The sequence below is a fragment of the Actinosynnema sp. NPDC002837 genome, from assembly GCF_040295345.1.
Lineage (GTDB): Bacteria > Actinomycetota > Actinomycetes > Mycobacteriales > Pseudonocardiaceae > Actinosynnema.
In genome coordinates, this window is the sequence record NZ_JBEOVG010000010.1 from 65,072 (window position 1) to 91,439 (window position 26,368).

Below are 26,368 nucleotides of genomic sequence, written 5' to 3' on the forward strand. Positions count from 1 at the left end.
CGGCGGTCTCACCCGCGTCAACCTGGTTGAACCCTCAACTATTCCGCGCCCGTCGTCGCACGCCGCGGGCACCCGAGCGTTCGACTCGGGGTGCCCGCGACGTGGGACGCACGCGGTCAGGCCACGTCTTGGAAGCAGCGAGCCTCGTAGTAGCGCAGCAGGACGGCTTCCACCACCCGCAGGTGCGCGCCGATCGGCGCCGCCACGACGGCCGCGCCCGAGTCGGCGACGACGCGGTGGAAGAGGCCGGGGGCCAGCAGCCACGAGGCGACGGCCACCCGCCCGGCCGCGGCGGCGACCACGTCACCGATGCGGGGTTCGGCGGTGGCGGCGTAGCCGATGGTCACCGGGCCGACCCGGCGGGACAGCGCGGTGGCCACGGCCCGCACGTCGGCCAGGGCACGGGGATCGGACGAACCCGCGGCCGCCAGCACCACCGAGTCGCCCGGCGTCCACCCGGCCTCGGTCAGCCGCGCCAGCAGCGCGGGCAGCAGGGCCGGGCCGATCGGGTCCGTGATCACCGCGTCGGGGTGGCCGGACGCCTCGACCTGCGCCGGGATGTCCACCCGGACGTGGTAACCGGCGGCCAGGAACGCGGGGACCACGACGGCCGGGCCGGAGACGGACTCCAGCACGGAGGTGACGTCGGGCTGCCGCACGTCGGCGTAGGCGACCCGCACGGGCACGCCACCCAGCCGTGCCCGCACCAGGGACGCGATCTCTTCCACGACAACGGCCCCGGCGGGGTCACGGGTGCCGTGCGTGACGAGGACCAGGGTCATACGGCCACTCCGGCGGGGTCCATGGCCAGGCGGTAGCCGCGCTTCACGACGGTGGCGACCATGCGCGGCTCGCCCAGCGCCGAGCGCAGGCGACCGATGGCGGTCTCCACGGCGTGCTCCTCGCCGCCGCTGGGCAGCGCCGCCAGCAGGTCGCGCCGGGACACCACCCGGCCACGCGCGGCGGCCAGCACCCGCAGCACCGCCATCGGCGCCGGCGGCACGGGGCGCAGTTCGCCGTCCACCACCACGGCCTGGCCGCGCAGTTCGATGTCACGGGCCGCGATCCGCAGCCGCGTCGCCCTGGCGGGCAGTTCCAGCGCCAGCTCACGGGCCAGCGCGCCGATCCGGGCCCGGGCCGGCTGCACGACCGGGACGCCGGCGCCGACGAGCGGCCCGGCGGTGATCGAGCCGACGCCCACCACCAGCACCTCCCGGCGCAGCAACGAGATCAGCTCGGCCTGCTTGCCCATCACCTCCGCCACGCGCAGCACGGAGGCCGCGGCGGGCGCGCTGGTGAACGTGAGCGCGTCCACCTGACCGGCGAGCACGGCCTCCAGCAGCCGTTCCAGCGGCGCCGGGTCGGACGGGCCGGTCCAGCGGTAGACGGGCACCTCGACGACCACGGCGCCCGCCGCGCGCAAGGTCGACGTGAACTCCGGCAACGGCTCGCCGTGCAGCTGCACGGCGATGCGCTGACCGGCCACGCCGGCCCGCAGCAGGTGGTCGAGCAGCTCGGCGTTGCTCTCGCCCTCCGGCGACCACGTCTCCACCAACCCGGCGGCACGCACCGCTCCCCGCGCCTTCGGCCCCCGGGCCAGCACCCGCGCCCCGGACAGCCGCGAGAGCAGGCGCGCGCCGAGCCCCCAGCCCTCCGCGGCCTCCACCCAGCCGCGGAAGCCGATGCCGGTGGTCGCCACCACGACGTCCACCGGTTCCTCCACCACGGCCCTGGTCGCGGCCAGCAGCTCCGCGTCGTCGGGCAGCGGCACGATCCGGATGGCGGGACCGTGCAGCACGGTCGCGCCCTTGCGCTCCAGCAGGGCGCCGAGCTCGTCGGCCCGCCGGGCGGCGGTCACACCGACCGTGTACCCGGCCAGCGGGGCGGCGTTCACGGTGACCCGACCTGGATGACGCCGTCGGCCACGACCACGGGGTGCACCGGCACGCCGGTCGAGGGGTCGTCCAGGCACTTGCCGGTGGAGAGCTCGAACGCCTGCTTGTACACCGGCGACACCACGACGGGCACGCCGCCGCGGTCGCCCACGATGCCGCGCGACATCACGGCCGCGCCGCTGAACGGGTCGATGTTGCCCAGCGCGTGCACGGTCCCGGCCGAGGTGAGGAACACCGCCACCTGGGAACCGTCGGGCAGCAGCGCCGCCACCCCCTGGTCGGGGCGCAGGGCGCTCAACTCGCACACGGGTGTCATCGGGAAACCTCCGCCTGGCCGACAGTGGGAACGCCCAACAGGACCGGCACCTTCTGGCCGCGCTCCTCGCGGAACGTGATCGTCGGGTCGGGCGTGCCGGGCGCGTTGACGAACGAGGTGAAGCGGGACAGCTTCTCCGGGTCCTCCAGCACACCGCGCCACTCGTCGGCGTAGTTGTCCACGTGCTTGGCCATCGCGGCTTCCAGGTCGGCGCAGATGCCGAGGCTGTCGTCGACGATGACGTCGCGCAGGTGGTCAAGCCCGCCTTCCAGCGACTCGATCCACGTCGAGGTGCGCTGCAACCGGTCCGCGGTGCGGATGTAGAACATCAGGAACCGGTCGATCAGCTTGATCAGGGTCTCGGTGTCCACATCGGACGCGATCAGGTCGGCGTGGCGCGGGGTGAAGCCGCCGTTGCCGCCGACGTAGAGGTTCCAGCCGTTCTCGGTCGCGATGATGCCGAAGTCCTTGCCGCGCGCCTCGGCGCACTCGCGCGCGCAGCCGGACACGGCGGACTTGAGCTTGTGCGGCGACCGCAGGCCGCGGTAGCGCAGCTCCAGCGCGATGGCCAGCGACACGGAGTCCTGCACGCCGTAGCGGCACCACGTGGTGCCGACGCACGACTTCACCGTGCGCAGCGCCTTGCCGTAGGCGTGCCCGGACTCGAACCCGGCGTCCACCAGGCGCTTCCAGATCAGCGGGAGCTGGTCGACGGTCGCGCCGAACAGGTCGATCCGCTGCCCGCCGGTGATCTTGGTGTAGAGGCCGAAGTCGCGGGCGACCTCGCCGATGACGATCAGCTTCTCCGGCGTGATCTCGCCGCCGGGGATGCGCGGCACGACCGAGTAGGTGCCGTTGCGCTGCATGTTGGCCAGGAAGCGGTCGTTGGTGTCCTGCAGCGTGGCCTGCTCGCCCTCCAGCACGTGCCCGTTGTCCAGCGACGCGAGGATCGAGGCGACGGCGGGCTTGCAGATGTCGCAGCCGTGGCCGCGACCGTGCCGGGAGACCAGCTCGGAGAAGGTGGTGACGCCGGTGGAGCGGACGATCTCGAACAGCTCGGCGCGGGACTGGTCGAAGTGCTCGCACAGCGCCTTGGACTGCTCGACGCCGCACTCGGAGAGCAGCTTCTTCAGCATCGGCACGCACGAGCCGCAGCCGGTGCCGGCCTTGGTGCAGGACTTGATGCCCGGCACGTCGACGGCCTCGCCGGAGTTGACCACGTCCACGATCTGCTGCTTGGTGACCGCGTGGCACGAGCACACCTGCGCGTCGTGCGGCAGGGTCAGCTCGACGCCGCCCTCCGGCCCGATCAGCGCGACCGGGTCGCCGGGCACGGGCCTGCCGACCAGCGGCCGCAGCGACATGTACTTGGACGCGTCGCCGACGAGGATGCCGCCGAGCAGGGTCTTCGCGTCGTCGGACACCACGACCTTGGCGTAGGTGCCGGCCACGGCGTCGTTGACGACGACCTCCAGCGCGCCCTCCTCCTTGGCGTGCGCGTCGCCGAACGAGGCCACGTCCACGCCGAGGAGCTTGAGCTTGGTGGACATGTCGGCGCCCGGGAACTCCGCGGCGCCGCCGAGCAGGCGGTCGGCGACCACCTCGGCCATGGAGTAGCCCGGCGCGACCAGGCCGTACACCATGCCGTCGAGGTTGGCGCACTCGCCGATGGCGTAGATGTGCTCGTCGGAGGTGCGGCACGCCTTGTCGACGATGATGCCGCCGCGCTCGCCGACGGTGAGGCCGAACGAGCGGGCCAGCTCGTCGCGCGGCCGGATGCCTGCGGAGAACACCACGACGTCCAGGTCCAGCTCGACGCCGTTGGACAGCTTGGCGATGAGCCGCCCGCGGTCCTGCTCGATGGAGGACGCGGACGTGCCGGTGTGCACGGTCAGGTCCAGCTTCTCGACCAGGCGCTTGAGCAGGCCGCCGCCACCCTCGTCCACCTGCAGCGGCATCAGCCGCGGGCCGAGCTCGACCACGTGCGGCGAGATGCCCATGCCGCGCAGCGCGTTCGCCGCCTCCAGGCCGAGCAGGCCGCCGCCGAGCACCATGCCCGCGTGCCGGCCCGCCGCGCGCGCCGACTCGACCGTGGCGCGGATGCCGTCCAGGTCGTCGATGGTGCGGTAGACGTGGCACCCCGGCAGGTCGCGGCCGGGCACCGGCGGCACGAACGGCACCGAGCCGGTGGCCAGGACCAGCGCGTCGTAGGGCTGCACCCGGCCCTTGGCGGTGCGCACGACCTTGTTGTCGCGGTCGAGGTGCACCACCTTGTCGTCCAGGTGCAGCTCGACCGCGTCGTCGTCGTGCGGCGCGAGGCTCAGCGACCGGGCGTCCCAGTTGTCCACGTAGGACGACAGCGCGACCCGGTCGTAGGCCGGACGGGTCTCCTCGGCGAACACCACGATCCGCCACTGACCGGTCACGTCCTTCTCGCGGAGGGCCTCCACGAGCCGGTGACCGACCATGCCGTGACCGACCACCACCAGCGTTCGCGTCATGGGACCAATCCCTTCTTCCGCCCAGGTCAATGCTCACCGGGCACCGTGTCGTGCCAAGGTCGCGAATGTTGCGCAGGCGTTAAAGCAGCCTCACGCCGCACTTCAGAGGGTTGTGTGCGTCACACGCCGGCGTAGGCGAGGCTCGGCACGCGCGCGAACACCCGTCGCCGCATGTAGAACCACCAGGTGGTGGCCATGCAGAGGCCGTAGAACACCAGGAACGCGGTGAGCGCGGGCGCCAGCGTCTTGCTGCCCTCGAGCGAGAACTTGAACACCAGGTTGACCAGCACGCCGCCGAACGCGCCGATCGCGCCCGCGATGCCGACCACGGCCGCGGCCTGCCGCTTGGCCGAGCGCATGTCCTCCGTCTGCGCGGCGAAGATCGCCGGGATCATCCGGTAGGTCGAGCCGTTGCCCACGCCGGCCAGCACGAACAGGGCGATGAACGAGCCGAAGAACAGCGCGAAGCTGCGGATCTCGATGCTGACCAGCAGGCTGACGGTGCCGGCGGCCAGGCCCAGGAACACCGCCATGGTCATCCGCGCGCCGCCGAACCGGTCGGCGAGCCACCCGCCGAACGGCCTGCTCACCGAGCCGATGAGGGCGCCGAGGAAGGCGAGGCCGACGAAGCTCTTGTAGTCGACGAAGCTCAGCTTGATCAGCGACGGGAACGCGAACGAGAAGCCGATGAACGAGCCGAACGTGCCGATGTACAGGAACGACATCACCCACGTGTGCTTGTTCGACATCGCCTTCTTGTACGACGAGCCGTCCGGCTTGGCCTGGGTGAGGCTGTCCATCAGGAACCACGCGCACACCGAGGCGACGATGATGAACGGCATCCAGAACAGCGCCGCGTAGGCCAGGTTGATGCCGGTGCCGAGGGAGATGATGATCGGCACGACGAGCTGCACCATGGCCACGCCGAGGTTGCCGCCCGCCGCGTTGAGGCCGAGCGCCAGGCCCTTCTTGCCCTCCGGGTAGAAGAACGAGATGTTCGCCATCGAGGACGAGAAGTTGCCGCCGCCGAAGCCCATCGCGGCCGACGTGAGCAGGAAGAACCAGTACGGCGTGCCGGGGTTGCTCACCGCGATCGCCAGCATCGTGGTGGGGATCAGCAGCAGGCCGGCGCTGATCGTGGTCCACGCCCGCCCGCCGAACTTCGGCACCGCGAACGTGTAGGGGATGCGCAGCACCGCGCCGACCAGGTTCGGCACGATGAGCAGCCAGAACGTCTGGCCGACGCTGAAGCTGAAGCCGACGGAGCCCAGGCTCACGACCACGATGCTCATCAGGCTCCACACCGTGAAGCCCAGGTTCTCCGCCAGGATCGAGAAGACCAGGTTCTTGCGGGCGACCTTCTTGCCGGTCGTCTCCCAGAACGACGGGTCCTCCGGCTCCCAGTGCTCGATCCACCGACCACCGCGTTTGGCCTGAGGCGCAACGCCCTTGGTCTCCATCACCGTGCTCATTGGACCCTCCTGGACACCGATTTCCCGTTGCAGGAACCGTAAGAACGGTCCGTTACCCCGACGTTCGGACAGGTGTCGTCGGCGGCAACTCCCGCGCACATCAAGCGGATTGGGGCTGTGAGGCCGCGAGCCAGTCGACGATCCCGCACACCGCGTCCTTGCAGCCCCCACAGCCCGTGCTGGCCCGCGTGACCTCGGCGATCGAGGACAACGTCGTCGCGCCGCCGCGCCAGGCGCTGACCAGTTGGCCCTTGCTGACCGTGTTGCACCGGCACACCACCGCGGACGCGGGCAGGTCGGCGGGGCTGGCCTCGTTCTCGGCGGGCAGCGCGCGGCCCAGCAGCAGCGCGAGCCGGTCGGTCGGCGCGGGCAGGCCGCGGTCGAACAGCTGGGTGATGGCCGCCGCCGCGTCCGGCGCGCCGAGCACGATCGCGCCGGTGACCTTGTCGTCGCGCAGCACGAGCTTGGCGTACCGGCCGCGCGCCGGGTCCTGGAAGCACAGCACCTCGTCGTCGACCGAGTCGACGCCCACGTGCACGTCGCCCAACGCGGCCAGGTCGACGTCGCGGGCCTTGAGCCTGGTCACGACGGTGGTGCCGGAGTAGCGGGCGGCGGGCGCGACGCCGGTGAGCCGGTCGGCGAGCACGGCCGCCTGCTCCCACGCGGGCTGCACCAGGCCGGACACCGTGCCGACGTGCTGGGCGCAGTCACCGATGGCGTGCACGCGGGGGTCGCTGGTGCGCAGCGCGTCGTCCACGAGGATGCCCCGGTCGACCTCGATGTCCGCTTCCTCGGCCAGCGAGGTCTCCGCGCGCACGCCCGCCGAGACGACGACCAGGTCCGCGGGCACGTGCGTGCCGTCGTCGAGCTCCAGCCCGTCGCCGGGCACGTACCTGGTGGCCAGCACGCCGAGCCGGAACTCGATGCCCAGGCCGTTCAACGTGGTCGCCAGCACCCGGCCCGCGCCCGCGTCGAGCTGCCGTTCCATCAGGTGCTTGACGGGGTGCACCACGGTGACGAGGCAGCCCCGGCCGGCCAGGCCGCGCGCGGCCTCCAGCCCGAGCAGCCCGCCGCCAAGCACCGCGACCGGCGTGCCGGGCGAGGCCTTGGCCACGATCTCGGCGCAGTCGTCCAGCGAGCGGAACGCCACCGCGCCTGGCGCGAGGTCGCCGTTGCCGTCGAGCAGGCCGGGCGTCGGCGGCACCCACGACCGCGAGCCCGTGGCCAGCACCAACGCGTCGTAGGGCACCTCGGTGTCGTCGACGTGCACGACCCGGCGGGTCCGGTCGATCTTGCTGACCGTGCCGCCGAGCCGCAGGTCGACGTGGTGCTTGGCGGCCCAGTCGGCGTCGTGCAGCCGCACCGCGTCGGGCGTCAGCGACCCGGCGACCACGCTGGACAGCAGCACCCGGTTGTACGCGTGGTGCGCCTCGTCGCCCAGCACGGTCACCGAGACGCGTTCCGCCTTCGGGTCGCGGCGGCGGATCTCGTCGGCCAGCCGGGCGCCGGCCATGCCGTAGCCCACGATGACAACGTTCCTCATAGCGACTCCAATCGGACCGCGCACACCTTGAACTCGGGCATCCGGCTGGTCGGGTCCAGCACCGGGTTGGTCAGCAGGTTGGCCCGGCCCTCGCCCGCGTAGTGGAAGGGCAGGAACACGACGTCGATCCGCATCGACGCCACGCAGCGCACCCGCGCCACGGTCCGGCCGCGCCGCGAGACGACGGACGCCATCCCGCCGTCGCGCAGGCCCGCCCTGGTCGCGGTGTCCGGGTGGACCTCCACGTACGCCTCGGGCTCGGCCTCGTTCAGCTCGGGCACCAGCCGGGTCTGCGCGCCGGACTGGTAGTGCTGGAGCACCCGGCCGGTGGTCGCCTGCAACGGGTAGTCGACGTCGGGCACCTCCGCGGGTCCGCGGTGCTCGACGGGCACGAACCTGGCCAGGCCGTCGGCGTGCGCGAAGCGGTCGAGGAAGTTGCGCGGCGTGCTCTCCCGGACCACGGGCCAGTGCAGGGCCTCGCCCTGGCGCAGGCGCTCGTAGGTCACGCCGGAGTAGTCGGCGGCGCCGCCCTCCGACGCCCGCCGGAGCTCCTCGAACACCACCTCGGGCTCGGTCGGGAACCGCTCGGCGGGCTGGCCGAGGCGGGTCGCCAAGCCGCGCAGCACGTCCAGGTCGCTGCGCACGCCCTCCGGCGGCGCCACGGCCACCTGGCGCAGCAGGACGCGACCCTCGAGGTTGGTCATCGTGCCGCTCTCCTCGGCCCACTGCGTGACCGGCAGCACGACGTCGGCGACCGCGGCCGTCTCCGACAGCACCAGGTCGGCCACGACCAGCAGGTCCAGCGCCTTGAGCCGGTCGGCGACGTGCTGCGAGCGCGGCGCGGAGACGATCACGTTGCTGCCGAACACCAGCAGCGCCTTGGGGCCGTTCGGCTGCCCGAGCGCGTCGAGGAGCTCGTAGGCCGAGCGGCCCGGTCCGGGCAGGTCGTCCACGCCCCAGACGTCCATGACGTGCGCGCGGGCCGCCGGGTCGTCGATCTTGCGGTAGCCGGGCAGCTGGTCGGCCTTCTGCCCGTGCTCGCGCCCGCCCTGGCCGTTGCCCTGGCCGGTGAGGCAGCCGTAGCCGGAGTACTTCCGGCCGGGCAGGCCCAGCGCCAGCGCCAGGTTGATCCACGCCGACACGGTGTCCGCGCCGCTGGCGTGCTGCTCGGTGCCGCGGCCGGTGAGGACGAAGGCGTTGTGCGCCTCGGCCAGGATCCGCACCGCCGCCCGCTGGTCGGCGACCGGCACGCCGGTGACCCGCTCGACCCGTTCCGGCCACCACGTCGCCGCGATGCGCCACGCGTCGTCGAAGCCGGTGGTGCGCTCGGCCACGTACTCCTTGTCCAGGTAGCCGTCGGCCACGGCGGTGTGCAGCAGGCCGAGCGCCAGCGCGAGGTCCGTGCCGGGCGCGGGCTGCAGGTGCAGGGTGGCCAGCTCGGCGGTGGGCGTGCGCCGGGGGTCGATGACGATCAGCTCGGCGTTCTTGAGGTGCTGAACGAACGGCGGCATGGTCTCCGCCGGGTTGCCGCCGACCAGCAGGATCGCGTCCGCGCGGTCGAGGTCGGTGACCGGGAACGGCATGCCCCGGTCGAGCCCGAACGCCTTCAGGCCCGCCGCCGCCGCGCTCGACATGCAGAACCGGCCGTTGTAGTCGATCTGCGAGGTGCCCAGCGCGACCCGGGCGAACTTGCCGAGCAGGTAGGACTTCTCGTTGGTCAGCCCGCCGCCGCCGAACACGCCGACCGAGTCCGGCCCGTGGGTCGCGCGGAGGTCCGCGAGCTTGGCCGCGACCAGGTCCAGCGCCTCGTCCCAGGTGGCCTCCCGCAGCTCGCCGTCCCGGCGGACCAGCGGCGTGGTGAGCCGGTGGGGCGAGGTCAGCAGCTCGGCCGACGTCCAGCCCTTCTGGCACAGCCCGCCTCGGTTGGTCGGGAACTCCCGCGGCGACACCTTGCCGTTCTCGATGGACATCGCGCACTGCAGCGCGCAGTACGGGCAGTGCGTGTCGATGCTCGCGGAGGCGGTCACGAGCCCGACGGTAAGAAGCCGCTGTTAACGGCAGAACGTGGAATGTTTCGTCCACGCGAACTTCACAGCTCAGGGATCGCGCGGTGAGGGTGAGTTCACAGCAGGTCGACGACGAGCGCCGCCGTCCGCTCCAGTCCCACGAGAGATTGTCTGCTCGAACGGGGGTGCAGCGCGTGGACCGCGAGGCGGAACAGGGTCGCCCGCAGGAGGATTTGCGGCCACTCGTCCAGGTGCGCCCAGCGCTGGAGCAGACCGTGATCCGCGCCACCCCAGGACAGCGCGTCGACCACCACCACGGCCGCGCCGTAGGGCGCAGGGCGCCAGTAGGCGGCGAAGTCGATGATCGCCGGGGCGGCGTCGCCCGCGAACAGCACGTTGCCGAACAGGTCGCCGTGGACCACCTGCGGCTTGAGCGCGACGGGCTTGCGGTAGCCGGCGGTCAGGTCGAACAGCCGCCCGCCGAGGTCGGGGTCGAGGTCGGCCTTCTCCTCGTCCCACGCGCAGCGGTCGGCGGTGGCGAACAGGTCGACCCGCGCGTCCAGGAACCGGGGCCTGGGCAGCTCGGCGGTCGCCCGGTGGAGCTTCACGGCCACGTCCACGACCTCGTCGTGCCGCGGCTCGGCCCGGCCCGAGAGGTACTTGGTCGCCGCCCAGCCGCCGACCACGTAGCGGCCGTCGGTGGAGCGCAACGGCCTGGCCACGCGCACGTTGTCGACGTCGAGCGCGTCGAGGGTCTTGGCCACCCAGGTGGCCTCGGCCGGCTTGCCCGCGGGCCGGATCGCCGCGTCGCCGCACCGCCACACCGGGCCGCCGTCGATCAACTCCGGCTCGGCGTCGCGCGCGCCGAACGCCGCGCGCACGTGCGACGGTGGCGGCTCCGGAGTGGTCACGGCCGGCACGCTACCTGCACCGGGCCTTCCGTTGGTGGACCTCGGGCGTTCGAACACGTGGTGTCCACGCATTCGGCCTAACCGCATAATTGCGGTCTCGATTGGGGGGATTTGCGCTGTGACCGAAGCCACGCACGCCGCTTTCGCGCTCGCCCTGCTCCGGGCGCTGCCCGAGGGCGACCGCTGCTGGTCGCCGTTTTCCGTGGCCGCGGCCCTGTGCCGGGCCGCGGACGTGGCCGGCGAGGACACCGCGCCCGCCGTGGCCGACGTGCTGCGCGCCGACGTCGACCGGACGGCGAAGCTGCTCGCCGTCGCGGCCGACGAGCCCGCCGTGACTTCGGCCGACACCATCTGGGTCGACCCGACCGCGCCGGCGGTGGAGCACCCGGACGTGCGGCGGCTCGTGCTGGACGAGCACGCGCACGTCGTGATCAACGAGGCGGTGCGCGAGCTGACCCGCGGCCTGGTCCGGCAGGCCGTTCCGCCCGGGGCGATCACGCCCGGCGCCCTCGCCGTCCTGGTCAACGCGCTGCACGCGAAGGGCGCGTGGGTGGAGGAGTTCCCCGAGGACGACACGCGGCCCCGTAAGTTCCGGACGCCGTCGGGCAAGCGGATGGTGCCGACGATGCACCGGACCGGCGCATTGGGTTACGCCGCGCGGCACGGCTGGCGGTCCGTGCTGATCCCGTGCGAGGAGGCGTTGGACGTCGTCGCCCTGCTGCCCGACCAGCCTTTGGCGACGGCCGAACTCGACGGGGAGGCGCTCGCCGACCTGATCACCGGGGTCCGGTTCACCGAGGTCGACCTGTACCTGCCCAAGGTGGCCCTGGAGGCGGCCACGGAACTCGTGGAGCCGCTGCGCGCGCTCGGGGCGGGGCCGCTGTTCGACTCGTGGCTGCTGGTGGAGCAGGTGCTGCACCAGGCGAAGCTCACGCTCGACGAGCGCGGGGTCGAGGGCGCCGCGGCCACGACGATGATCGCCGCCATGGGGTGGCACGACCCCGAGGAGGCCTTGGTGGTGCGGTTCGACCGGCCGTTCCTGCTGGCCGTGCGCCACCGGCGCACGGGCCTGCTGCTGTTCCTGGCCGAGGTGACCGAGCCGTGAGCGCACGACGCCGGGGCAACCTCAGGAGGCTGCCCCGGCGTCGGTCGTCAGTTCAGTAGGTCGGCAGGGAGGGGTCGACCTCGCGGGCCCAGGCGAGCACGCCGCCGCCCACGTGCACCGCGTCCTTGAACCCGGCCTGGTGCAGCACGGCCAGCGCCTCGGCCGAGCGGGCGCCCGACTTGCAGTGCAGCACGACCTGCTTGTCCTGCGGCAGCTCCGCGAACGCCTCGCCCGACAGGATCCGGTCCTTCGGGATCAGCACCGAGCCCGGGATCTTCACGATCTCGTACTCGTGCGGCTCGCGGACGTCCACCAGCAGGAAGTCCTGGCCGCTCTCCTGCTTCTGCTTCAGCTCCAGCGGCGTGATCGTGTTGCCCGCGGCGGCCTGCTGCGCGTCGTCGGACACGACACCGCAGAACGCCTCGTAGTCGATCAGCTCGGTGATCTTCGGGCTCTCCGGGTCCTTGCGGATCTTGATGGTCCGGTAGGACATCTCCAGGGCGTCGTAGACCATGAGCCGGCCGAGCAGCGGGTCGCCGATGCCCGTCAGCAGCTTGATCGCCTCGGTCACCATGACCGAGCCGATCGACGCGCACAGCACGCCCAGCACACCGCCCTCGGCGCACGACGGCACCATGCCGGGCGGCGGGGGCTCGGGGTAGAGGTCGCGGTAGTTCAGGCCCTGGCCGTTCGGCGCGTCCTCCCAGAAGACGCTGACCTGGCCCTCGAACCGGAAGATCGAGCCCCACACGTACGGCTTGCCCAGCAGCACGGCCGCGTCGTTGACCAGGTACCGGGTGGCGAAGTTGTCCGTGCCGTCCAGGATCAGGTCGTAGTCGCGGAAGATGTCGAGCGCGTTCTCCGAGTTCAGGTGGGTCTGGTGCAGGACCACCTTCACGAACGGGTTGATCTCGGCCACCGAGTCCCGGGCCGACTCGGCCTTGGGCTTGCCGACGTCCGACTGACCGTGGATGACCTGACGCTGGAGGTTCGACTCGTCGACGACGTCGAAGTCGACCACGCCGAGCGTGCCGACACCGGCCGCCGCGAGGTAGAGCAGGGCCGGGCTGCCCAGGCCGCCCGCCCCGACGACCAGGACCTTCGCGTTCTTCAGCCGCTTCTGCCCGTCGACCCCGACGTCCGGGATGATCAGGTGGCGGCTGTAGCGCGCTACTTCTTCCTTGGTCAGCTCCGCTGCGGGCTCCACGAGCGGCGGAAGCGCCATCTGAGTCCTCCTCGACGAAACATGTCCTCTACCGACGGACAACACCAGCCTGCCCCTCCGTCTTCCCGGATGGGAAGTCGTCCCAAGGCGCGGGACGGCTACTGCGGTGCGTTCGGGAACGGGTTGGGCGTGCACACCAGGCCGTTGGCCTCCACCGCGTACCGGTTCGAGGAGTCCACCGAGTTGAGCTGGGCGACGTAGTCGTTGGCCACCCCGAACGACTGCTGCATCATCACCGGCGCTGCCTTGCCGTTCTCCTTGCAGCCCTCGTGCGGGTTCTTCAGCACGTGGCCGACCTCGTGGTTGATCGCGTAGGTCCGGTAGGCGCTGATGTCGTTGCCGTAGACCTTGCCGCCGCGCACCCACCGGGCCGTGTTGATGATGACCCGCTTGGTGCCGGTGTGCCAGCACGACGACTCGAACTGGATCTGGAACCCGCACAGGGCGTGCGTGGTGCTGGTGGTGGTCAAGCTCACGGTGAAGTCGACCGGTCCGGTGTCGACGCGCTGCATGGTCGTCTGGCCGGTGCCGATCCAGCTGCGCGGGTCGGCCAGGATGCCGTCGACCGTGCGGGCGAACGCCTCGCGGTCCCCGTTGTAGTCCGCCGGCTCCACGCCGTCCTCGATGGCGATCGCGTACCGGTAGAGCTTGCCGCCGGTGCCCGCCGGCTGGGTGCTGCCCGGCACCACGGCGAACGTGCCCGCGCCCTGCTCGGAGAACTTCGGCCCGTCCGGCAGCTGCGCGGTGGGGAAGTTCTTCAGGTCGATGTCGCCCGGCGGCTTCTCGGTCGCCTCGGGCGGCCCGGAGCTGGACGGCGGCGCGGACGAGCCGGTGGTGGGGTTGGTCTCGCCACCGGCGGACGTGGAGGGCGCGGCGGTGTCCAGCACGACCAGGGCCGTGAGCACGAGCAGCACGGGGATGGCGTAGATCCGCCAGCCGTAGCCCGCGACCAGGCCCTTCACACCCCTGCGGCGCTTGCGACGCCTCCGACCGGCCGGTTCCCAGGCCGCGGCCAGCGGCTCGGCGCCGGTGCGGCGCGTGCCGCGGCGGTAGCGGTCCTCGGGCAGCGGCGGCCGGTCATCAGCGGACGGCGGCGTGTCACGCGCGCCCTGCGACGTCCGGTTCACGCCGACCAGGGTGCCACAACCGCACCCCGGCGGCGGACTCCAGGTGACCTGCGCGTCACCGGTCGGCTGAACCGATCACGCGTCACCACGCCCGCCGCTCGACCGCCTCCCACATGCCCGCCACGGCCCGCGCGACCGACACCGGCCGTTCCATCTGCGCCACGTGCCCGGTGCGCGGCAGCACGAGCAGCCGCCCGCGCGGGATCAGCCTGGCCACCCTCGGCGCCTTGCGCACGCTGACCAGCCGGTCCTCCGTGCCCCACACGACCAGCGTGGGCGCGGTGATCTTCGGCGGCAGCAGCCACATCGACTTCGACCTCGGGACCAGCCACGAGCGGATCAGGTCGACCGTGCTGGCGCTGAGCGCGTTGCCGGCCCACGCCTGCGCGGACCGCTCGGTGTACTCCCGCTCGCTCTGCTCGATCCGGTTCGCCGGCACCGAGTGGGGTTCGGCGAAGCACAGCCGAAGCATCTGGTGGGTGCGCTCACGCGGCGTCATCGCGGCCAGCTGCGCCTGCACCCGCGGGCCGACGACCGGCAGGAACGCCAGCGGCAGCCGCCGGTCCGACACCCGGCGCAGGCTCGGCCGCAGGTCCGGCACGGCCGGTGAGACCAGGGTCAGGGTGCGGACCAGGTCGGGCCGGGTGGCGGCGACCATCAGCGTGATCGCGCCGCCCATGGAGTTGCCGAACAGGTGCACCGGGTCGCCGCCGAGCGACTCGATGTACTCGGTGACGACCCGCGCGTGCGTGGCCATCCGGAAGTCGTAGCCGTCGATCGGTTCGGAGCGGCCGAAACCGGGCAGGTCCAGCGCGTGGCCCTCGACGTGCTCGCGCAGCTGCGCGGCCAGGTCGGTCCAGTTCGTCGCCGAGCCGCCCAGCCCGTGCACGTAGACCGCCCTCGACCCGGCCGGTCCCGCGGTGCGGCGGACGTGCACGCTGTGCCCGCCCACCTCGACGTAGTCACCAGGCCACGGCTGGATCGTTGTGTCCAGCGGAGGTAGCGGCGCGGTGGACAGGGGCACGTGGGTGAGGGCGGTCCTGCGGGCCTCCAGCGTCTCGGTCACCACCCCAGGATGCCTGGCCGGGCGTCCTACGAAACGGGAAGCATGCTTGGAACGCAGCTACCAGCGAGTAAGGTTGCCGACGAGCCGGAAGGGCAACCCCTTTCCCGGTTCCGCGAAGTGATTGGTTGGCTGGAGGCACCATGACGGAGACGGCCCAGACTGCGGTCGGGCACCACGGCGGCGCGGCGGGGCGGGGTGTACGGCTCCCGCGGACCGCGCGACGTGCCCAGTTGCTGGCCGCGGCGCAGGACGTGTTCGTGACCAACGGCTACCACGCCGCCGCGATGGACGAGATCGCGGAACGCGCGGGGGTCAGCAAACCGGTCCTCTACCAGCACTTCCCCGGCAAGCTCGAGCTGTACATGGCGCTGCTGGAGTCCCACGTGGACGAGCTGGTGAACCGCGTGCGCGGCGCGCTGGCGTCCACGACGGACAACAAGCAGCGGGTGAAGGCCGCCGTCGCCGCGTTCTACGACTTCGTGGACGGCGAGGGCCAGGCGTTCCGGATGGTGTTCGAGTCGGACCTGCGCGGCGAGCCGGCGGTGGCCCGCGCCGTGGAGCGGGCGACGACCGACAGCGTCGAGGCCATCACCGACACGATCACCGCCGACGCGGGCCTCGACGAGCACCGCGCGCGGCTGCTCGCGGTCGGCCTGGTGGGGTTGTCGCAGGTCACGGCACGCGCGTGGCTCGCGGACGACCGGAAGCTCGCGAAGGAGGACGCGGTCGCCCTGATCTCGAACCTCGCCTGGCGGGGCATCGGCGGCGGCTTCCCGCTCCAGCACTGAGGACCGGGTTGAGGGCCGTCCCCGACGACGGCCCTCAACCCGCGCTCACAGCAGCGCGATGCTGCGTCGGCAGGTCGGAACTCATTTCGTGGCGATCACGCTTTTCGATCGTCGCGAAATCAGGCTCGACCTGCCGACTTCCAGGCGGCCTCGCCGACCTGCCGGAGGCGGGTCAATGCAACGCCGTGATGTGTGCTGTGACCTCGTCCGCCCTCTCCAGGGGCAGCATGTGGCCGGCGCCCAGGTGGATCACCAGCTCGGCGTGCGGCAGCTCGTCCGCCAGCACGCGCGCGTGCCGCAACGGCGTCAGCCGGTCCTCCGCGCCCGCCAGCACGACGGTCCGGATGCCCGCCAGCCCGGCCAGCGCCTTGCGCCGGTCGTGCTCGTCCAGCGAGTCGCGGAACCCGACCATGCTCACCGGGTGGCAGCGGCCGACCATCGCGGCCGTCATCGCCACCTCCCGCCACGACGGGCGCTTGCCGAACAGCAGCCACCGCAGGCCCGGCCGGACCACCTCGGTGCGCTTGAGCAGCTCGGCCCGCCGCAACCGGACGATCTGCCGGTTGACGGCCTTCTCCCCCGCCACGAACGCCCGGCCGAACGGTCCAGGCAGCCCCAGCGTCGACCCGGCGAGTTCACCCGAAGAGGTGGCGATCAGGACGACGCCGTCCACGCGGTCGAGCAGCGAGGGGTGCTGCTCGGCCAACGCCATGATCGTCATGCCGCCCATCGAGTGACCGGCCAGCACGAGCCGCCCGGTCGGCACGCGGGCCGCCACCAGCTCGGCCAGGTCGTCCGCGCACCGCGCGATCGTGGCCGTCCCGACCGGCGCGGGCGCCGAGGCGCCGTGACCCCGGTGGTCGTACCGCAGCACGCGCCCCGGCAGCGCCGGCGCCACCGAGTCCCACGACGTGTGGTCCAGCGTCCAGCCGTGCAGCAGCACGGTGGTCACCTCGGCGTCCGGCGGCCCGCTGTCCACGACGTGCAGCGCCGTGCCGTCGGAGGTCACGAACCGCGGGCCCGCCTCCCGCGTGCGGCCCTCGCCCCCGACGGCCGGCGCGTCCACCCGAGCCCTCATCCGAGCAGGAACGAGCGGCGCCACGCGCGCATGCCCGGCTTGCCGACCAGCCCGACCTCGTCCAGGAACTTCATGATCCGCTCGCCCGACCAGCGGATGCTCTCCTGCCAGTGCGGGTTGCCCAGCGCGGCCTTGTGCGCCTGGTCCTTGTCCAGCCCCACGGCCGCGTACACGTCCGGGTTGATCAGCGACCGGGTGATGAACATCGACGTGGTCGCGAGCAGCCACCGCTGGTAGGGCAGCTCCTTCTTGGTCAGCTTCGCCATCCCGCGCACGACCTCTTCGCGCGCGAACCGCACGTGCCGGGCCTCTTCGAGCACGTGGATCCGGTTGACCATGCGCACCAGCGGCTGCACGGTCTCGTCGGCCATCGTCTCGCGCTGCAACCGGTCCAGCATCTCCTCGGCGACCAGGATCGACCCGTACAGGGCGGGCCCGTAGCCGATCACGGGCAGCAGCTTGCCCAGCTGGTAGGTGTACTGGCGGGGGCCGTAGGGCGGGCAGCCGATCGCCTCGACCATCCGGGCGAACATCGTCGAGTGCCGGCACTCGTCGGCGACCTCGGTCAGCGCGTACTGCGCGTGCTTGGTCGTCGGGTCCGAGCGGTAGACCTCCTTGAGCAGCATCTGCATCAGCAGGATCTCGAACCACAGGCCGACGCTGGCCACGCTCGCGACCTCGTGCCGCGACAGGTCGACGCGCTGCTCGGGGCTCATCCGGTCCCACAGCTCGGTGCCGTACAGCGAGCACCGGTGCTCGGGCGTGTACCGCAGGCCGTCGACCAGGGGCGCGGACCAGTCGATGTCGACCTCGGGGTCGTAGAACTTGTCGGCCGAGGAGTTGAGCAGACGCTCGGCGGTCTTCTCGCGGTCCGCGACCTTCAAGGCCTTCGTCATCGGTGGTCCCTCCCGGGGAGAGTTATCTGTAACTCGAGTTATCTGTAACTTGAGGTAACGGTTACTTCTGGTAGCGTGCGTCACATGGCTCGAACTGTCAAGGGCGGAACCGACGCCCGCCGGGAACGGTGGAAGGGGCACCGCGAGGCGCGGCGCGCCGAATTCGTGGAGGCCACCATCCGCGCCGTCGCCAAGCACGGCCCGGACGTGGGCATGGACGAGATCGCCGCCGAGGCGGGCGTCAGCAAGCCGGTGCTCTACCGGCACTTCGCCGACAAGTCCGACCTCTACCTCGCCGTCGGCCGGCGCGGCACCGAGATGCTCATGGACAAGATGGGGCCCGCGATCGACCTCGACGGTCCGATCCGCCCCCGCATCCAGGGCATCGTCGACGCGTACCTGTCCGTGATCGAGGAGCACCCCAACCTGTACCGGTTCGTGGTGCGCAAGTCGTTCACCGACCGGCCGGTCGAGCAGGACGTGGTCAACGAGGACAAGCAGCTGATCGCGGCGGCCCTGGCCCGGCTGCTCGGCGACTACCTGCGGGCGTTCGACATGGACTCCGGCGGCGCCGAGCCGTGGGCGCACGCGCTGGTCGGCATGGTGCAGAACGCGGGCGACTGGTGGCTCGACCGGCAGTCGATGACGCGGGCGAGCCTGAGCGACTACCTGACCACCATCATCTGGCACGCCATCGACGGCCTGCTCCGCTCCGCGGGCGTGGACCTCGACCCGGAGGCGCCGCTGACCACCGGGTTCACCGACGGTGACCGGCACGAAGGACCCCGGCTGCGGGTCGTCGACGTCGAGGAGGCGTGATGTCCGAAGAGCACGAGCACGACGAAGAGGGGTACACCGGCGCGGCCGTGCTGGTGTTCGACGAGCGGGAGGTGCCGGTCAGCGTCGAGCTGCGCGGCTACTTCCAGCCCATCGACGGCCGCTACCACTGGTACGGCCGGGTCGGCGCGAACGAGCAGGTCACCGAGCTGGTGGAGGGTGGTGCGCGGACCGCGCTGCTGCGCACGCCCGACGGCTCGGCGACCGGTTCGCTGACCGACCCCGACCCCTGGCGGCGCTACCGCGTGGCGGGCACCTCAACGCCGCCGTTCACGGTGGGCTGACCAGGGCGGGAAACGCGGAAGGGGCACCCGATCGGGTGCCCCTTCTCGTGCCCGGACACCCGGGCGGCGAAGTTCGCTCGGCTGCGTGCCGCGCGGACGCCTCAGTCGCCGGAGACGAACCCGACCCGGCGCGAGTCGCTCGGACCGATCTCCACGTACGCGATGCGAGCCGCGGGCACCACGTAGCGGGCGCCCTTCTGGTCGACCAGCACGAGCTGCCCGGTGCCCGCCTTCAGCGCGTCCGCGACCTGCGCCTCGACCTCTTCGGGGGTGAGCCCGCTGGACACCACGAGCTCCCGCGGGCTGTCCGCGATCCCGACCCTGACCTCCACGCTGACCTCCGTGCGGCGTTGATGGCTTTCGAACACCAACCCTAGCCGAGCCCGAGCGCCGCCATGCGTCGCGTGTGGCTCTGCTGGAGGCGTCGGAACAGCGCCGCGATGCCCGCCAGGTCGCCCGAGCCGCGCACGATCAGCTCCGCGAGCCCATCGCGCTCCGCCACCACGTACTGGGCCTGCGTCAACGCCTCGCCGAGCAGCCGGCGACCCCACAACGTGAGGCGGTCTCGCAGCTTCGGGTCGTCGTCGCAGGCGGACCGGACTTCGCGCTCGGCGAACGCCGAGTGGCCCGTGTCGGCCAGCACCGCGAGCACCAGCTCCTTGGTCGGCTCGTCCAGCCACTCGGCGACCTCGCGGTAGAAGTCGGCCGCCAGGGCGTCCCCGACGTAGGCCTTCACCAGCGACTCCAGCCACGTGCGCGGCGCCGTGGAGGCGTGGAAGCCGTCGAAGCCCGCGGCGAACGGCCGCATGGCCTCCTCCAGCGAGTGGCCGCGCTCGGCCAGGTACCGGTCCAGCAGCGCGTAGTGACCGATCTCGGCCGCCGCCATCTGCGACAGCGCGGCGCGCCCGGACAGCGTGGGCGCGGTCCTGGCGTCCTCGGCGAGCCGGTCGAACGCCGACAGCTCGCCGTACGCGAGCGCGCCGAGGAGGTCGACGACACCCTCCGCCACCTGGCCACCGTCACCCACCGCAACCTGGCCCACCGCTGCATCCACTCCCGGGTCGCTCATGCCACGGAGCCTAGTCGGGTGTCGTTGACAACACCCTGGGCACGCGAAACCGCACTCGACGCCGCGAACCACCCCGATCGGCCTAGTCGGCGGGTAGACTCGACAGATGACGCCCGGCGCGGCGCGGCCCAGTGGGGGCTCGCAGCGGTGCCGAAGGCTGAACTGCGGCGGCACCGTGCCGCCAGGAGAGGGTGCGCGCACACACCTCGCTGGCCCTCCCGCGACCCGCCCGGCCCCTTGCGGTGGCCCGAGTGGCGGTGACGCGGTCGAGCGGCCCGTACAGGCCGTGGCGCGCTGGTACGAGAGAGGCGATCATCCTGACCGCGACGAACGAAGAGACCCATATCGACCCGGTGGCCTTGGAGCACAGCGAGGCGGGTGTCCCGGAAGACGACACCTCGCACCCGCTCGTGGCCGACGCCCCGGTCAAACCCGATGCGCCCACGTTCGGCGAGCTCGGCGTGCGCGAGGAGATCGTGCGCTCCCTGGCCGAGGCGGGCATCCACCGCACGTTCGCCATCCAGGAGCTGACGCTGCCGCTGGCGCTGGCCGGCGACGACGTCATCGGCCAGGCCCGCACCGGCACCGGCAAGACGCTGGGCTTCGGCATCCCGCTGCTCCAGCGCATCGTCACGCCCGGTGACGGCACGCCGCAGGCGCTGGTGGTCGTGCCGACGCGTGAGCTGTGCCTTCAGGTCACCCACGACCTGACCGACGCGGCGAAGCACCTCAACGTGCGCGTGCTGGCCATCTACGGCGGCCGGCCGTACGAGCCGCAGATCGCGGCGCTGCGCAAGGGCGTCGACGTGGTCGTCGGCACGCCCGGCCGGCTCCTCGACCTGGCCGAGCAGCGCCACCTGGTGCTCGGCAAGGTGCGCGGGCTGGTGCTGGACGAGGCCGACGAGATGCTCGACCTGGGCTTCCTGCCCGACATCGAGCGGATCCTGCGCATGGTGCCCGACGAGCGGCAGACCATGCTGTTCTCGGCGACCATGCCCGGCCCGATCATCACGCTGGCCCGCACGTTCCTCAACCAGCCCACGCACGTGCGGGCGGAGGAGAACGACGCGGGCGCCATCCACGAGCGCACCGAGCAGTTCGTCTACCGGGCGCACGCGCTGGACAAGTCGGAGCTGCTGGCGCGGGCGTTGCAGGCCCGTGAGCGCGGCCTGTCGATGGTGTTCACCCGGACCAAGCGCACCGCCCAGAAGGTGGCCGACGACCTGGTCGAGCGCGGTTTCGCCGCGGCGGCCGTGCACGGTGACCTGGGGCAGGGCGCGCGCGAGCAGGCGCTGCGGGCGTTCCGCTCGGGCAAGATCGACGTGCTGGTGGCCACCGACGTGGCGGCGCGCGGCATCGACGTCGAGGGCGTCACGCACGTGATCAACTACCAGTGCCCCGAGGACGAGAAGACCTACGTGCACCGCATCGGCCGCACGGGTCGGGCGGGGCGCACGGGCGTCGCGGTCACGTTGGTCGACTGGGACGAGATGCCCCGGTGGAAGATGATCAGCGACGCGCTCGACCTGGGCAAGCCGGAGCCGGTGGAGACGTACTCGACGTCGGACCACCTGTTCGCGGACCTGGACATCCCGGCGGGCTCGACCGGTCGGCTGCCGTTGGGGCTGCGCACGCGCGCGGGCCTGGAGGCCGAGCCGGAGGAGAACCTGAAGGGCGAGAAGAAGACGCGCAAGCGCCGGCGTAGCGGCCGGGCGGGCGACGCGGCCCCGGCCACCGAGTCCGGCAACGGCGGCGGCAGCACCACCGGCTCCGGGTCGGGCGAGGAGGGCGGCACCAGGCCGCGCAAGCGCCGCCGCAGTCGTGGTGGCGTGTCGGCGGCCGGCGAGAACGGCGCGACCACCGAGGCGTCGGCCGAGGTCACCGCGGGCGCGCCGGAGTCGTCTTCGACTTCGTCCACCGCCGACCCCGACCGCCCCCGCAGGCGCAGGCGTCGCCGCACGGGCGGCGAGTCGGCGGAGTCGGCACCGGCCGAGTAGGGAACAATCGTGGTGGGCAGCGCAACCCAAGCGCTGCCCGACTCGACCGCAACACGATCGGGTGATCATCGCCCGAAAATGTACGGAAACACTGTTACCGGACCTCGGTTGAAAACGAGGAGCCCCGAACCAACCCGGATCCCTGGGCCACCCACCCGCCGCCCGCCACGGCGACCGGGCCACCAGGACGGGACGGACGGGGAGACTCGGACCAGCGGCCACCGGGCCGCCGGAACGGACGGCAGGCCACCCCGCCGGGCACGGCACGACGCCCGGCCCGAACACCGGACAGCGGTGGACGGACCCAGGGGTGGGCCAAGCCGGGTCCACGGAGCCGGGCCGGACCAGCCCGGGTGAACGGACCCGGGCCAGGCCGTGGATAGCACCAGCCCACGCCGCAACGGTCGAGCCGCTGGACACGGCCCGCGCCGGAACGGCAGGGTTGGCTGGACAACGGCCCGCGGCGCAACGGGCGAAGCCGCCTGCAACGGCCTGCGGCGCAAGGGCCGGAACCGCCGGAGGCGGCCCGCAGCGCAAGGGCCGGAAGCGGCTCGCGCCGGCGCGGTCAGGGCCGCGCCGGAGCCGCGTCAGCACCGCGCCGGAACGGGTGGGCCGCGGGTAGCGGAACGCCGCGGGGAACGGTAGGTGCCGCCGCCTCACACCGACCTCTTCCCGGTGGTGGCAGCATGTCGCCAGACCGAACGCGATAGATCACCGACCATCGGGAGCCGGGCAGTGGGCCAGCCGGAGCAGGCGGATTCGAACGGGCAGGTCGTGCTGGACGAGGAAGACGTCCTGGCGAAGCCCGTCGAACCCCAGGTCGAGCCGCACGACGGCGGCGGACAGCACGACGACGAGCCGCACGGCACCGAGCCGCACGAGCCGGTGCCGTCCAGGTCCTGGCGCACCAGGGGCGACTTCATCGGCCTGACCCTGGTCGTGGTCGCGGTGCTGGTGGCGAGCCTCGTGCTGTGGCTGACCAGCGACGCCCGCAACACCGTCAGCCAGACCGGCCCGTCCGAGATCACCCCGCTGCAGCCCGCCACCGCGATGCCGCCGACGCTGTCCGAGATCTGGCGCGCCCCCAGCAGCGCGACGCCGGTCCCGGTGAACCTCGACTCGGTCGTCGTCACGGGCGACGGCGGCGAGGTCGTCGGCCGCGACGCGCTCACCGGCGACGTCCGCTGGCGCTACGCCCGCGACCTGCCCCTGTGCACCGTCTCCACGGCCTGGGGCCGGATCTTCGCGGTGCACCGCAAGGACACCAACTGCTCCGAGGTCACCACCCTCGAGAACGCCTCCGGCAAGCGCGGACCGCAGCGCAACGGCGACGCCGAGCTCGGCACCCGCCTGCTGAACGAGGGCTCGCACGTGCTCACCACCGGCGGCACGTACGTCGAGGTCTACCGCCGCGACGACCTGGTCCGCTCGATGGAGTACGGCGCCCTGCGCGCGATCGTGAACCCGAACAAGCAGCCGCGCACCGGCTGCACGTACCACTCGTTCGCGGTCACCGGCGGCAAGATCGCACTGATCGAGCGCTGCCCCGCCCTCGACCCGTCCGACCGCCTCACCATCCTCAAGCCCAACCCCGAGAAGTCCGACGAGCCGCAGGTCATCAGCTCCACCGTGACCGGCGAGAACGGCGCCCGGGTGATCGCCGTGACGGCGAACCGGGTCGCGCTGGCCGTGCCGGGCCGGATCGTGGTGTTCGACTCCGAGACCGGCGCCTCGATCGGCAGCTACCCGGTCGACGTCACCGCCGAGGAGCTCGCGGGCGACCCGCCCGGACGGGTGGCGTCGACGTTCACCAGCACCGCGAACGTCTACTGGTTCACCGGGTCGAAGACGGTCGCGCTGTCGCTGACCGAGCTGAACCCGCTGTGGACCGCGAACGACACCCTCGGCGCGGGCACCACGCTCGCCGGGCGGCTGCTGCTGCCGGTCGACGCCGGGCTGAAGGTGCTCGACCAGATCACCGGCGAGGAGATCGCCTCGGTCCCGGTCGACCGCGGCGACCACACCGGCCCGATCGAGATGGCCACCGAGGGCCCGGTCGTGCTGGAGCAGCGCGGCGGCACGCTCGTCGCACTGCGGTAACGCGCCCACGCGGCCGGTGCGGCAGACTGCGAGACGTGCACTCGCAGTTCAGCCCGCACCGGGCGCAACGCGTGGACCTGCCCGGCAGGCACGGACCGATCGCGGCCCTGCACGCCCCCGCCGCCGGACTCGACCTCGGCGCGACGGCGCTCCTCGTCCCCGGCTACACGGGATCCAAGGAGGACTTCGCGCCGCTGGTCGACCCGATAGCCGACGCCGGCATCGAGGTCGTGGCGATCGACCTGCCTGGCCAGTACGAGTCGGCCGGCCCGCTCCTCGAATCCGACTACCGGCCCGAGGCGCTGGGCGCGTCGGTGGCCGAACTGGTCGCGAAACTGGCCGCCGAGGGCAGGCGGGTGCTGCTGCTGGGTCACTCGTTCGGTGGACTCGTGGCTCGCGGCGCGGTGCTGGCGGGCGCGCCCGTCTCGGGGTTGACGCTGATGGCGTCCGGCCCGTCCGAGCTGCCGCCGGGCGAGCGCCGCACCGCGCTGGACTACGGCGAGATCGTGCTCCGCGAGCAGGGCGTCGAGGCGTCGCACGAGGTCAACGAGACCCGCCAGGCGCTCAACCCGCGCTGGCGGATGGTCCCCCAGGAGCTGAAGGACTTCTACCGCGAGCGGTTCGTCCGCTCGTCACCCGTCGGGCTGCTCGGCATGGGCGAGGCGCTGCGCGCCGAACCGGACCTGGTCGCCAAGCTGGCCCGGGTCGCCCGGTCCGGCGGGATCCCGTGCCTGGTGGTGTGCGGCGACCTGGACGACGCCTGGTCGGCCGCGAGCCAGCGGGACATGGCCGAACGCCTCGACGCGGACTTCGCCGTGCTGCCCGGCGTCATGCACAACCCGAACACCGAGGCGCCGGACGCCCTGCTGGCCACGCTCCTGCCGACCTGGCGCGCCTGGCTCTCCTGACCGCGCGCCGCGATCAGGTCACGCCCACCAGAAGAACCACAGGGTCGACGCCGCCAGCAGCACGACCAGCAGGCCGCACAACGCCACCGCCCAGCCCCGGCGCCGGTCGGCCACGACCTGCGCCACCACCGCGGCGACGGCCGCCACGCCGTGCCCGGCCACCACGTCCAGCCCCGGTCCGGGCAGGTCGCGGGAGCCCGCGTAGACCTGCACGCCGATCAAGCCCAACGTCAGCAGCACCAAGCCGACGGCGAGCGCGCCGCTGACGCCGCGCCACAGCCTGGCCAGGCGTGGTTCGGGTCCGCTGTCCACCATCGTCACGCGGCCAACTCTACGGCGCGAGCAGCGCCCACGGGTCGAGCGAGGGCGCCGCGCGTTGACCTGCGGGGCACGACCGGCGGAAGTCGCACCACGTGCACTGGTTGCCGGTGCGCGGCGGGAACAGGATCTCCGGGTCGCCGCCCGCCTCCAGCGTGTCGGTGGCCAGCCGCAGCTCGTCCGCCGCCTCCTCGGCCCGCGACACGTGCCGCCCCAGGCTCTCCTCGGTGTGCTCCCACACCGACACCGTGCCCGTGGGCAGGTGGTGCAGCTCGACCCGGTGGCACGGCTTGCGCAGCGTCCGCCGGGCCGCCAGCGCGTACAGGGCCAGCGCCTGCGAGCCCCGCGCGTCGTCCACGGTCAGCGCGTGCCGCCCGGTCTTGTAGTCGACGATCACCAGCTCGCCGTCGCGCAGGTCGATCCGGTCGACGCGGCCCTCGGCGACGATCTTCGACGTGGGCGTGGACACCCAGCGCTCGATGCCGACCGGCTCGATCGACGTGTCCAGCTCGGTGACGTAGTCGCGCACCCACCCGACCGCCCGGTCCCGGTACACGCCCGCCTGCTCGGCGTCCCGGAACCCGTCGTTCTTCCACTGGCGGTGCAGCAGCGCGACCGCCTGCTCGGGCGTGCGGCGCTGGGCGGGCAGGTCGAACAACGCCTTCAACGCGTTGTGCACGACCGCGCCCAGGGTGTTGTGCGCCCACGCCCCACCGCGCGGCGGCGACGGCCGGTCGAGGTAGGCCATGCGGAAGCGACGCGGGCAGTCGGCCCACGTGGCGAGCTTCGCCGGCGTCACCCGCACGAGCTTCTTCGGCATCGCCCCGAAGTCGAACCCCAGCTGTTCCTGCACGCCCTCACGCTACCGAGGGGGTCCGACAGTGTTGGATGCGCCGCCTCCGGCGTCGCGGGCGACCTCGCGGTTC

24 protein-coding genes are annotated in these 26,368 nt (G+C 72.4%); 7 read left to right on the top strand and 17 right to left on the bottom strand.

Annotation, left to right across the window (positions count from 1 at the left end):
* Positions 1-116: 116 nt before the first annotated feature.
* The 8 genes from ABTZ99_RS10140 to ABTZ99_RS10175 form a co-directional block, all read right to left on the bottom strand.
* Complete coding sequence (locus ABTZ99_RS10140) at positions 117-782, bottom strand: sirohydrochlorin chelatase (protein WP_499610145.1); 666 nt, start codon at positions 780-782, stop codon at positions 117-119.
* Positions 779-1,894, bottom strand: a complete 1,116-nt coding sequence (locus ABTZ99_RS10145; RefSeq protein WP_498774462.1) for a uroporphyrinogen-III synthase — start codon at positions 1,892-1,894, stop codon at positions 779-781. Before ABTZ99_RS10145 ends, ABTZ99_RS10140 begins: the two co-directional genes overlap by 4 nt.
* A complete protein-coding gene (nirD, locus tag ABTZ99_RS10150; protein ID WP_498774460.1) occupies positions 1,891-2,211 on the bottom strand; it encodes a nitrite reductase small subunit NirD in 321 nt (106 codons plus the stop codon). The genes ABTZ99_RS10145 and nirD overlap by 4 nt, the downstream gene beginning before the upstream one ends.
* Positions 2,208-4,712 (bottom strand): nitrite reductase large subunit NirB, encoded by a 2,505-nt coding sequence (gene nirB, locus ABTZ99_RS10155; RefSeq protein WP_499610148.1) that lies wholly within the window; start codon positions 4,710-4,712, stop codon positions 2,208-2,210. The genes nirD and nirB overlap by 4 nt, the downstream gene beginning before the upstream one ends.
* 119 nt (positions 4,713-4,831) lie before the next feature.
* Complete coding sequence (locus ABTZ99_RS10160) at positions 4,832-6,184, bottom strand: MFS transporter (protein ID WP_498774456.1); 1,353 nt, start codon at positions 6,182-6,184, stop codon at positions 4,832-4,834.
* Positions 6,185-6,284: 100 nt separating this feature from the next.
* Positions 6,285-7,727 (bottom strand): FAD-dependent oxidoreductase, encoded by a 1,443-nt coding sequence (locus ABTZ99_RS10165; protein WP_499610150.1) that lies wholly within the window; start codon positions 7,725-7,727, stop codon positions 6,285-6,287.
* Complete coding sequence (locus ABTZ99_RS10170; protein ID WP_499610260.1) at positions 7,724-9,697, bottom strand: molybdopterin oxidoreductase family protein; 1,974 nt, start codon at positions 9,695-9,697, stop codon at positions 7,724-7,726. Before ABTZ99_RS10170 ends, ABTZ99_RS10165 begins: the two co-directional genes overlap by 4 nt.
* A gap of 152 nt (positions 9,698-9,849) precedes the next feature.
* The gene (locus ABTZ99_RS10175) at positions 9,850-10,644 is read right to left on the bottom strand and encodes a TIGR02569 family protein (RefSeq protein ID WP_498774452.1); all 795 of its coding nucleotides are present in this window, start codon (positions 10,642-10,644) and stop codon (positions 9,850-9,852) included.
* Between the two features lie 118 nt (positions 10,645-10,762).
* On the opposite strand from ABTZ99_RS10175, the gene ABTZ99_RS10180 reads away from it, so the two are divergent.
* A complete protein-coding gene (locus ABTZ99_RS10180) occupies positions 10,763-11,749 on the top strand; it encodes a serpin family protein (RefSeq protein WP_499610153.1) in 987 nt (328 codons plus the stop codon).
* A 52-nt stretch (positions 11,750-11,801) separates the two neighbouring features.
* Here ABTZ99_RS10180 and moeZ read toward each other — a convergent pair whose 3' ends face one another.
* From moeZ to ABTZ99_RS10195, 3 genes are all read right to left on the bottom strand, one after another.
* Positions 11,802-12,974, bottom strand: a complete 1,173-nt coding sequence (moeZ, locus tag ABTZ99_RS10185) for an adenylyltransferase/sulfurtransferase MoeZ (RefSeq protein WP_230567243.1) — start codon at positions 12,972-12,974, stop codon at positions 11,802-11,804.
* A 98-nt stretch (positions 12,975-13,072) separates the two neighbouring features.
* Positions 13,073-14,101, bottom strand: a complete 1,029-nt coding sequence (locus ABTZ99_RS10190; protein ID WP_499610155.1) for a DUF3152 domain-containing protein — start codon at positions 14,099-14,101, stop codon at positions 13,073-13,075.
* An 82-nt stretch (positions 14,102-14,183) separates the two neighbouring features.
* A complete protein-coding gene (locus ABTZ99_RS10195; protein ID WP_499610157.1) occupies positions 14,184-15,167 on the bottom strand; it encodes an alpha/beta fold hydrolase in 984 nt (327 codons plus the stop codon).
* Between the two features lie 140 nt (positions 15,168-15,307).
* Here ABTZ99_RS10195 and ABTZ99_RS10200 point away from each other — a divergent pair, with 140 nt between their 5' ends.
* The gene (locus tag ABTZ99_RS10200) at positions 15,308-15,955 is read left to right on the top strand and encodes a TetR/AcrR family transcriptional regulator (protein WP_053716225.1); all 648 of its coding nucleotides are present in this window, start codon (positions 15,308-15,310) and stop codon (positions 15,953-15,955) included.
* 172 nt (positions 15,956-16,127) lie between these two features.
* On the opposite strand, the gene ABTZ99_RS10205 is transcribed toward ABTZ99_RS10200, so the two are convergent.
* Positions 16,128-17,033: an alpha/beta fold hydrolase gene (locus tag ABTZ99_RS10205; protein WP_499610160.1), complete on the bottom strand. Its 906-nt coding sequence runs from the start codon at positions 17,031-17,033 to the stop codon at positions 16,128-16,130.
* Positions 17,030-17,929 carry an AurF N-oxygenase family protein gene (locus ABTZ99_RS10210; protein WP_498774441.1) on the bottom strand — a complete coding sequence of 300 codons (900 nt, stop codon included), beginning with the start codon at positions 17,927-17,929 and terminating at the stop codon, positions 17,030-17,032. The genes ABTZ99_RS10205 and ABTZ99_RS10210 overlap by 4 nt, the downstream gene beginning before the upstream one ends.
* 84 nt (positions 17,930-18,013) lie before the next feature.
* Between ABTZ99_RS10210 and ABTZ99_RS10215 the strand changes: the two genes are divergently transcribed.
* On the top strand, positions 18,014-18,748 hold the full coding sequence (locus tag ABTZ99_RS10215; RefSeq protein ID WP_498774439.1) for a TetR/AcrR family transcriptional regulator: 735 nt from the start codon (positions 18,014-18,016) through the stop codon (positions 18,746-18,748).
* Positions 18,748-19,050 carry a DUF4873 domain-containing protein gene (locus ABTZ99_RS10220; protein ID WP_498774437.1) on the top strand — a complete coding sequence of 101 codons (303 nt, stop codon included), beginning with the start codon at positions 18,748-18,750 and terminating at the stop codon, positions 19,048-19,050. Before ABTZ99_RS10215 ends, ABTZ99_RS10220 begins: the two co-directional genes overlap by 1 nt.
* Before the next feature lie 101 nt (positions 19,051-19,151).
* Here the strand turns inward: ABTZ99_RS10220 and ABTZ99_RS10225 are convergent, their stop codons facing one another.
* Together ABTZ99_RS10225 and ABTZ99_RS10230 are read right to left on the bottom strand one after the other, a co-directional pair.
* Positions 19,152-19,382, bottom strand: a complete 231-nt coding sequence (locus ABTZ99_RS10225) for a DUF3107 domain-containing protein (protein ID WP_230567250.1) — start codon at positions 19,380-19,382, stop codon at positions 19,152-19,154.
* A gap of 41 nt (positions 19,383-19,423) precedes the next feature.
* Entirely contained in the window at positions 19,424-20,119 is a 696-nt protein-coding gene (locus ABTZ99_RS10230; protein ID WP_498774435.1) for a ferritin-like fold-containing protein, read from the bottom strand.
* A gap of 353 nt (positions 20,120-20,472) precedes the next feature.
* Between ABTZ99_RS10230 and ABTZ99_RS10235 the strand changes: the two genes are divergently transcribed.
* From ABTZ99_RS10235 to ABTZ99_RS10245, 3 genes are all read left to right on the top strand, one after another.
* A complete protein-coding gene (locus ABTZ99_RS10235; protein WP_499610163.1) occupies positions 20,473-22,116 on the top strand; it encodes a DEAD/DEAH box helicase in 1,644 nt (547 codons plus the stop codon).
* 735 nt (positions 22,117-22,851) lie between these two features.
* On the top strand, positions 22,852-24,216 hold the full coding sequence (locus ABTZ99_RS10240; protein ID WP_499610165.1) for an Rv3212 family protein: 1,365 nt from the start codon (positions 22,852-22,854) through the stop codon (positions 24,214-24,216).
* 35 nt (positions 24,217-24,251) lie between these two features.
* Positions 24,252-25,124 (top strand): alpha/beta fold hydrolase, encoded by an 873-nt coding sequence (locus ABTZ99_RS10245; protein WP_498774429.1) that lies wholly within the window; start codon positions 24,252-24,254, stop codon positions 25,122-25,124.
* Between the two features lie 18 nt (positions 25,125-25,142).
* On the opposite strand, the gene ABTZ99_RS10250 is transcribed toward ABTZ99_RS10245, so the two are convergent.
* Both ABTZ99_RS10250 and ABTZ99_RS10255 read right to left on the bottom strand, forming a co-directional pair.
* Entirely contained in the window at positions 25,143-25,445 is a 303-nt protein-coding gene (locus ABTZ99_RS10250; RefSeq protein WP_498774427.1) for a hypothetical protein, read from the bottom strand.
* A gap of 10 nt (positions 25,446-25,455) precedes the next feature.
* Positions 25,456-26,295 carry a RecB family exonuclease gene (locus tag ABTZ99_RS10255; RefSeq protein ID WP_499610168.1) on the bottom strand — a complete coding sequence of 280 codons (840 nt, stop codon included), beginning with the start codon at positions 26,293-26,295 and terminating at the stop codon, positions 25,456-25,458.
* Between the last annotated feature and the right edge of the window lie 73 nt (positions 26,296-26,368).